This is a genomic window from Streptomyces sp. NPDC005151, from assembly GCF_053599875.1.
The window spans coordinates 1-8,171 of sequence record NZ_JBSFYR010000166.1; the positions used below are offsets into that span (position 1 = coordinate 1).

Here is an 8,171-nt window from a genome sequence, read left to right on the forward strand (position 1 = left end):
ATCGCCCTCGTCATGCTCACCCTCGCCGGGGAACGTCCCACCCTCCCCGGTCGCCAACCCGCCACAGAGTGACCCACTCATGCAGCAGGAGAGCCGCATTTCGGCAACGCGGGAAGCGTGCGGGCCAGGGCGTGGCCGCCCGATCAGAGGTCACCCGACAGGCTCTCAGTCGCCTGATGCTCCCGGTTTGGCGTGGCGGCGGGCTCTCAGGGCCAGGCTCAGAGCCAGGACCGTCTGGGGGTCGTCCAGGTCCGTGCCCAGCAGCTCTCCGATGCGGGCCAGACGGTTGTAGAGGGTCTGGCGGTTCAGGTGCAGTTCGCGGGCCGTCTCCGCCTTGCGGCCCGCGTGGGCGAGATACGACTCCAGGGTGGGCAGCAGCGGCGGGCGCGAGGTGCGGTCGTGATCGCGCAGCGGGCCGATCGCCCGTTCCACGAACGCCGCCAGGTCCGGATGGTCCCGCAGCCGCCACAGCAGCAGGTCGATGTCCAGGCGCCGGGCGTCGTACCAGGGCCGGTTGCTGAGCCCCTGCGCGGCCGTCGCCGTTTCCGCTGCGTGCCGCAGCCCCGCCCCGGCCGCCGCCCAGCCGCCCGCGACCCCGACCACCACGACCGGCGGCTGCGCGCCCGCCCGCTCCAGCCCGGCCCGTTCGACGCCGGCCCGCAGCGCCGCCGCGACCCGGTCGGCCACCGCCGTACGCTCCGACTCGGACCGCAGGCCGAGCAGCAGCGGAACCCTGCCCTCCACGGGGCGTACGCCGAGCAGCACCGGCACGCCCACCGATGACAGCTCCTCCAGGACCGCGCGCGCCAGCAGCGCCCAGTTGCCCGACGGGGACAGCTCGGGGGCCAGTCGCATCACCACCGGCAGCAGCGGCGCCTCGCCCGGCTTGAAGCCCAGTACGCGGGCCTGCGCGGGTGCGTCCTCCGGAGTGATCCGGCCCTCCGCGAGGTCCGTCAGGAAGTCGCCGCGGCCGCGCGCGGCGAGTTCCTCCTCCTGGCGGGCCTGCATCAGCACCACGGCGAGGATGCCCGCCGCCCGCTCCGCCGCCATCCGGTGCACCGTCACCAGTGGTCCGGACACCGCGAGGAGCACCAGCCTGGCCCGTACCGAACCGGACCCGGGGCCGCCGCCCGGCACATCCACCAGCACCGCACCCGTGGGCGGTGCCTCGCGGGCCGCCCGGTCGCCGCGCATCCCGTCCCACACCTGGAGCGGATCGGCGGAGACCGGACCGGACTCGGTGCCCGCCGCGTACAGCAGCTGCCCGTCCGCCGTCTCCAGGAAGACCGGGTTGGCGGTGAAGTCCGCCAGGATGCCGAGCACCTGCGGGACCCCGCCGCCGCCGAGCAGCGCCTCCGTGCACCGCCGGTGCACGTCCTCGGCCTGCCGCAGCAGCGCGTAATGGCCGTTGACGATCTCGGTGTGGATCTCCTCGGTCACCGTCACGAACGGCACCTCGCGGTGCAGCTGCACGAGCGGCAGACCGGCTGCCCGCGCGGCGTCCACGATCGAGGCGGGCAGTCTGCTGAAGCGCGGCCCGAGCTCCACCACCAGGGCGGCGATCCCGCGGTCGGCGAGCCTGCGCACGAAGGTGCGCTGCTCGGCGGGGCGGGTGCCGAGCCCCAGACCGGTGGTGAGCAGCAGCTCACCGCCCTTGAGGAGGGATGCGATGTTCGGGACCTCGCCCGCGTGCACCCAGCGCACCGTGCGGTTCAGCCGGTCCGCGCCGGCCAGCACCTCGGGGAGTCCGCTGCGCAGCCCCGGCAGCTCCAGGGCACGCTGCACGGTGATTCCGCCTTGGTTCTCCACTGGTTCTGGCCTCGTGCTTCCGTTCGGGTCGGGCGGGCTGTCGTCCTGGTCAGGAAGGTACCGGCCGGATGCTGCGGAGCCGTCGTCGGGGGAGTTCACCGGGCGGCGGCAGGCTCGACATTGTGGTTGAGGTGGAACACGTTGTCAGGGTCGTACGCGGCCTTGACCGCGGCGAGCCGGGCGTAGTTCTCGGCGCCGAGTCCGGCGACGACCCGGCCCGAGCCCTCGTGCCCGATGAAGTTGAGGTAGACGGCGCCGGTGGACCAGGGGCGCACATCGGCGCGCACCTGACGTACCCACTGGCGGCCGCGCTCGTCGTCGGACGGGCTCTCCCAGACGCCGAAGGGGTGCACGGCCCAGCGGGCGGTGCGCCACGGCAGCGGGTACTCGGCGGGGCCGCGGGCCACCGCACCGCCCATCGGGAAGAGGGCGTGCTGCGAAGCGGAGGGGACGGGCATGTCGGCGGCGCGGGAGCAGAACAGGTCCACCGCTTCGTCGGGGAAGGTGTCCAGGTACTCGGCGGACCAGTAGTTCCGCATCCCGGGCGGGGCGTCGAGCATGCACTGCAGGTCCGCGTACGGGATGTCGGTGATCACCTCGGACTCGTGGTCGAGGGCGAGCAGCGGCCCGGCCAGTTCCCGGGCCCGGGCCGACGGCCCGGTACAGGTGAGCAGGACGCCGCAGACGAGTGTGCCGACCAGATGCTCCGGTACGAAGTCCTCGGGCGGCCCGGTGATGCAGAGAAGGGCTCCGCCGGCCTCGTCCGGCGCGGAGGCCATCAGGTCCCGGTACGCACGCAGCACTTCGGGACCGGCCTCGGGGCGGTACAGCAGCAGCGCGAAGGACATCTCCGGCAGTTCGTGCAGGCCGACGGTGAGTGAGGTGGCGACGCCGAAGTTGCCGCCGCCGCCGTGCAGCGCCCAGAACAGTTCAGGGTTCTCGTCGAGGCTCGCGTGGACGGTGCTGCCGTCCGCGGTCACCAGCTCAGCGGCCAGCAGGTTGTCGCAGGCCAGACCGAATCTCCGCTCCAGCCAGCCGGAGCCGCCGCCCAGTGTGAAGCCGCCCACACCGGTGGTGGAGGCCCGGCCACCGGTGGTCGCCAGACCGTACGGCTGGGTGGCCCGGTCCAGATCGCTCATGGTCGCGCCGCCGCCGACGCGCGCCGCCTCGTCGCTCGGGGCGACCGTCACGCTGTTCATGCGGCGGAGGTCGACCACCAGTCCGCCGTCGGTGAGTGACATGCCCGCGACGCTGTGGCCGCCGCCACGGACCGCGATCTCCAGGCCGTGCTCACGGGCGAACCGGACCGACAGCGCCACGTCCGCCTCCGACGCGCACTGGGCGACCACTGCGGGCCGCCGGTCGATCATGCCGTTGAAGATCATGCGCGCCTCGTTGTATCCGGCTTCCCCGGGTGCGAAGGCTTCGCCGGTGAGATCGCGGCGGAGACTGTCCACGGCGAGGTCCGTCGTACCGGTGGTGTCGCCGGTGCCGGTGGTGCTGCGGGGCGTCATGATGCCCCCTTCCGAGGGCGTGACAGGTCACTTCAATCGTAGGGCGGTGCTCCCGGACCGCACCGGCCCGGGAAGACCGGCCCTGACATGCCTCCGGCGGCCGGCGGTCAGCCGACGTAGGCCCCGCTCGCCGTCAGCCGCAGCGCCGTGTCGATCAGCGGCACATGGCTGAACGCCTGCGGGAAGTTCCCCACCTGCCGCTGCAGCCGCGGGTCCCACTCCTCCGCGAGCAGTCCCAGGTCGTTGCGGAGCGAGAGCAGCCGTTCGAAGAGCTGGCGTGCCTCGTCGACCCGTCCGATCATCGCCAGGTCGTCGGCCAGCCAGAACGAGCACGCCAGGAACGCGCCCTCGTCGCCCTCGAGACCGTCGACGCCCGCGTCCTCGCCCTTGGTGGGGTAGCGCAGCACGAAGCCGTCCTCCGTGGACAGCTCGCGCTGGATCGCCTCGATCGTGCCGATGACCCGCTTGTCGTCCGGCGGCAGGAAGCCCATCTGCGGGATCAGCAGCAGTGACGCGTCGAGCTCCCTCGACCCGTAGGACTGGGTGAAGGTGTTGCGTTCCTTGTCGTAGCCGTTTTCGCAGACATCGCGGTGGATGACGTCGCGCAGTTCCCGCCACCGCTCCAGTGGACCTTCGGTGTCCCCGGACTCGATCAGCTTGATGGTGCGGTCGACGGCGACCCAGGCCATGACCTTGGAGTGGACGAAGTGACGGCGCGGCCCGCGCACCTCCCAGATGCCTTCGTCCGGTTCGTCCCAGTGGTTCTCCAGGTACGAGATCAGCTTGAGCTGGAGCCCCATCGCGTAGTCGTTGCGGGTCAGGCCCGTCATGTGGGCGAGGTGCAGCGCCTCGATGACCTCGCCGTACACATCGAGCTGCAGCTGGCCCACCGCGCCGTTGCCGACCCGGACCGGGCCTGAGTTCTCGTAACCGGGCAGCCAGTCCAGCTCGGCCTCGCCCAGCTCGCGCTCGCCCGCGATGCCGTACATGATCTGCAGGTTCTCCGGGTCACCCGCGACGGCCCGCAGCAGCCACTCGCGCCAGGCGCGGGCCTCCTCGCGGTAGCCGGTGCGCAGCAGCGAGGAGAGGGTGATCGCCGCGTCGCGCAGCCAGGTGTAGCGATAGTCCCAGTTCCGCGAGCCGCCGATGTCCTCCGGCAGCGAGGTGGTCGGGGCGGCGACGATGCCGCCGGTCGGCGCGTACGTCAGCGCCTTCAGGGTGATCAGGGAGCGGACCACCGCCTCGCGGTAGGGGCCGTGGTACGTGCACTGTTCGACCCACTCGCGCCAGAAGTCCTCCGTCGCCTCCAGCGACCCCTCGGGGTCCGGCAGTCCGGGCGGCTCGTGGTGCGAGGGCTGCCAGCTGATGGTGAAGGCGATCCGGTCCCCCGGTGCGACGGTGAAGTCGGAGTATGTCGTCAGGTTCTCGCCGTACGTGTCGGCGGGCGTGTCCAGCCAGACGGAGTCCGGGCCGGCGACCGCGACCGTACGGGCGTCGACCTTGTGCACCCACGGGATGACCCGCCCGTAGCTGAACCGCATGCGCAGCTCGGAGCGCATCGGCACCCGGCCGCTGATCCCTTCCACGATCCGGATCAGTTGCGGCGCACCGTCACGCGGGGGCATGAAATCGGTCACGCGGACCGTGCCGCGCGGCGTGTCCCACTCCGACTCCAGGATGAGGGAGTCCCCGCGGTAGCGCCGCCGGTCCGCCGCCGGTGGCTCCGCCCCGGTCGCGTACGCGGGGCCCAGGCGCCAGAAGCCGTGCTCCTCGGTACCCAGCAGTCCCGCGAAGACGGCATGCGAGTCGAAGCGGGGCAGGCACAGCCAGTCGGCTGTGCCGTCCCGGCAGACCAGGGCAGCGGTCTGCATGTCTCCGATGAGTGCGTAATCCTCGATGCGCCCGGCCACGTGCATCTCCAGTCGAACGGCCATGTCGCCCCGTGGGGCGCTTACTGCGGGTCAAGAGGTCGTTGCAAGGGGTTGTTGTGGTGAGCCGAGGGCTCCAATGCCTCGCCCGGGGCGAGTGTTTGAGCAGGATACGACGCACGTGCTTGATCCGCGCGACGGCCCCGGCAATACGTCTGCGCCGAACGGGTGGGGCGTGAACGTGGTGCGGTGATTCTGTGCGGCGAGTGTGCCGGGTGTGGCCGGAAGCGGGCTCCCCTGGTCGCTGATACCCTGGTAGCCCGTGGACCGGTGGTCGTCAGCAACAGCGGACGAGGCCCCCGAACCGCAGCGACGGCGCCTCCGAATCTCCGGATGGCAACGCCGGTACGCACCTCAAGATCCGCGACCACGGGAGCCCCCTTTGGCTATGCAGCCCACATCCACGACGACCAAGCACATCTTCGTCACCGGGGGTGTCGCCTCATCCCTCGGCAAGGGTCTGACTGCCTCCAGCCTGGGTGCCCTGCTCAAGGCGCGGGGCCTTCGGGTCACCATGCAGAAGCTCGACCCCTACCTGAACGTCGACCCGGGCACGATGAACCCGTTCCAGCACGGCGAGGTGTTCGTCACCAACGACGGCGCCGAGACCGACCTGGACATCGGCCACTACGAGCGCTTCCTCGACGTCGACCTCGACGGCTCCGCCAACGTCACGACCGGCCAGGTGTACTCGCAGGTCATCGCCAAGGAGCGGCGCGGCGAGTACCTCGGTGACACCGTGCAGGTCATCCCGCACATCACCAACGAGATCAAGCACCGCATCCGCCGCATGGCCACCGACGACGTCGACGTCGTCATCACCGAGGTCGGCGGCACGGTCGGCGACATCGAGTCGCTGCCGTTCCTGGAGACCGTCCGCCAGGTCCGTCACGAGGTCGGCCGGGACAACGTCTTCGTCGTGCACATCTCGTTGCTGCCGTACATCGGCCCGTCCGGCGAGCTCAAGACCAAGCCCACCCAGCACTCCGTCGCGGCGCTGCGCAACATCGGTATCCAGCCGGACGCCATCGTGCTGCGCGCCGACCGTGACGTACCGACCGCCATCAAGCGCAAGATCTCGCTGATGTGCGACGTCGACGAAGCCGCTGTGGTGGCCTGTGTGGACGCCAAGTCGATCTATGACATTCCGAAGGTGCTGCACACCGAGGGTCTGGACGCGTACGTGGTGCGCAAGCTCGACCTGCCGTTCCGCGATGTCGACTGGACCACCTGGGACGACCTGCTGGACCGCGTCCACAACCCCGACCACGAGGTCACTGTCGCGCTCGTCGGCAAGTACATCGACCTGCCCGACGCGTACCTCTCCGTCACCGAGGCCATCCGGGCCGGCGGCTTCGCGAACAAGGCCAGGGTCAAGGTCAAGTGGGTCGCCTCCGACGACTGCAAGACCCCGGCCGGTGCCGCCAGGCAGCTCTCCGACGTCGACGCGATCTGCGTCCCCGGCGGCTTCGGCGACCGCGGTGTCAACGGCAAGATCGGCGCCATTCAGTACGCCCGTGAGAACAAGGTGCCGCTGCTCGGCCTCTGCCTCGGCCTGCAGTGCATCGTGATCGAGGCGGCGCGCAACCTCGCCGAGATCCCCGACGCCAACTCCACCGAGTTCGACGCCGCCACCTCCCACCCCGTCATCTCGACGATGGAGGAGCAGCTCGCCTACGTCGAGGGCGCGGGTGACCTGGGCGGCACCATGCGGCTCGGCCTGTACCCGGCGAAGCTCGCCGAGGGCTCGCTGGTCCGTGAGGCGTACGACGACCAGCCGTACGTGGAGGAGCGTCACCGCCACCGCTACGAGGTCAACAACGCCTACCGCGCCGAGCTGGAGAAGAAGGCCGGTCTGGTCTTCTCCGGCACCTCGCCGGACAACAAGCTCGTCGAGTACGTCGAGTACCCGCGCGAGATCCACCCCTACCTGGTCGCCACCCAGGCGCACCCGGAGCTCCGTTCCCGCCCGACCCGCCCGCACCCGCTCTTCGCGGGCCTGGTGAAGGCGGCCGTCGAGCGCAAGACGGGCGCCCGGGCAGACAGCAAGCAGGGTGCCACGTCGGGCAAGTAGTCCGGCGGCAGGCAGGCGTTACCGTTGACCGGGGTACGGATCGATCGAGGATCCGTACCCCGGTTTCTGTTTTTGTGGGAGGACGTAGATGGTTATCCAGGACACGCCCGAGGAGTGGCAGGTCACTGCGACGGGGACCCCCTTCACGGGCAACAAGACCAGCGTCCGCACCGATGACGTGGTGATGCCCGACGGATCGGTCGTCCGCCGCGACTACCAGGTCCACCCCGGATCGGTCGCCGTGCTCGCACTCGACGGCGCGGGCCGGGTCCTCGTACTGCGGCAGTACCGGCACCCCGTGCGCCACAAGCTCTGGGAGATCCCCGCCGGACTGCTCGACGTCCCCGGTGAGAACCCGCTGCACGCGGCGCAGCGCGAGCTCTACGAGGAGGCGTACGCCAAGGCCGAGGACTGGCGGGTGCTGACCGACGTCTACACCACGCCCGGCGGCTGCGACGAAGCCGTACGGATCTTCCTCGCCCGGAACCTCTCCGAGGCGGACGGTGAGCGCTTCGCGGTCTCCGAGGAGGAGGCCGACATGGAGCTGGCACGGGTGGAGCTGCAGGAGCTCGTACGGGGGGTGCTCGCCGGGGAGCTGCACAACAACTGCCTCGTGGTGGGCGTCCTCTCGCTCGCGGCGGTGCTCGCCGGTGACGGGATCGATTCGTTGCGGCCGGCCGAGGCGCCGTGGCCGGCCCGGCCGTTCGACGTCTGACGGTCCGCCGGTCCATCGGGACGCAGACAAGACCGGCCGGCAATGGGGGGGTGGGTGAAGGAGCGGGGCTGGGGTGCGTGCATCGCAAGGCGGAGGATTGAGCCATGGCGGAGCCATGGTGATGGACGACA

The 8,171-nt window shown here is 70.8% G+C and carries 5 protein-coding genes; 2 read left to right on the top strand and 3 right to left on the bottom strand.

The genetic code is table 11. The features are described 5' to 3' along the window. Window positions 1-165: 165 nt before the first annotated feature. From ACWD6R_RS38765 to ACWD6R_RS38775, 3 genes are all read right to left on the bottom strand, one after another. A complete protein-coding gene (locus ACWD6R_RS38765; RefSeq protein WP_451823053.1) occupies window positions 166-1,809 on the bottom strand; it encodes a PucR family transcriptional regulator in 1,644 nt (547 codons plus the stop codon). Window positions 1,810-1,904: 95 nt separating this feature from the next. Beyond that, window positions 1,905-3,323, bottom strand: a complete 1,419-nt coding sequence (locus ACWD6R_RS38770) for an FAD-binding oxidoreductase (protein ID WP_451823054.1) — start codon at window positions 3,321-3,323, stop codon at window positions 1,905-1,907. 107 nt (window positions 3,324-3,430) lie between these two features. After that, entirely contained in the window at window positions 3,431-5,233 is a 1,803-nt protein-coding gene (locus ACWD6R_RS38775; protein WP_451823057.1) for a glycoside hydrolase family 15 protein, read from the bottom strand. 406 nt (window positions 5,234-5,639) lie between these two features. On the opposite strand from ACWD6R_RS38775, the gene ACWD6R_RS38780 reads away from it, so the two are divergent. Then, window positions 5,640-7,325 (top strand): CTP synthase, encoded by a 1,686-nt coding sequence (locus tag ACWD6R_RS38780; RefSeq protein ID WP_451823055.1) that lies wholly within the window; start codon window positions 5,640-5,642, stop codon window positions 7,323-7,325. An 88-nt stretch (window positions 7,326-7,413) separates the two neighbouring features. Next, window positions 7,414-8,040, top strand: a complete 627-nt coding sequence (locus ACWD6R_RS38785; protein ID WP_451823056.1) for an NUDIX domain-containing protein — start codon at window positions 7,414-7,416, stop codon at window positions 8,038-8,040. Window positions 8,041-8,171: the final 131 nt, after the last annotated feature.

Bases quoted from the DNA above. Each gene is read 5' to 3' on its own strand.
- ACWD6R_RS38770 (WP_451823054.1), bottom strand. From the start codon at position 3,323: ATGACGCCCCGCAGCACCACCGGCACCGGCGACACCACCGGTACGACG.
- ACWD6R_RS38780 (WP_451823055.1), top strand. From the start codon at position 5,640: ATGCAGCCCACATCCACGACGACCAAGCACATCTTCGTCACCGGGGGT.
- ACWD6R_RS38785 (WP_451823056.1), top strand. From the start codon at position 7,414: ATGGTTATCCAGGACACGCCCGAGGAGTGGCAGGTCACTGCGACGGGG.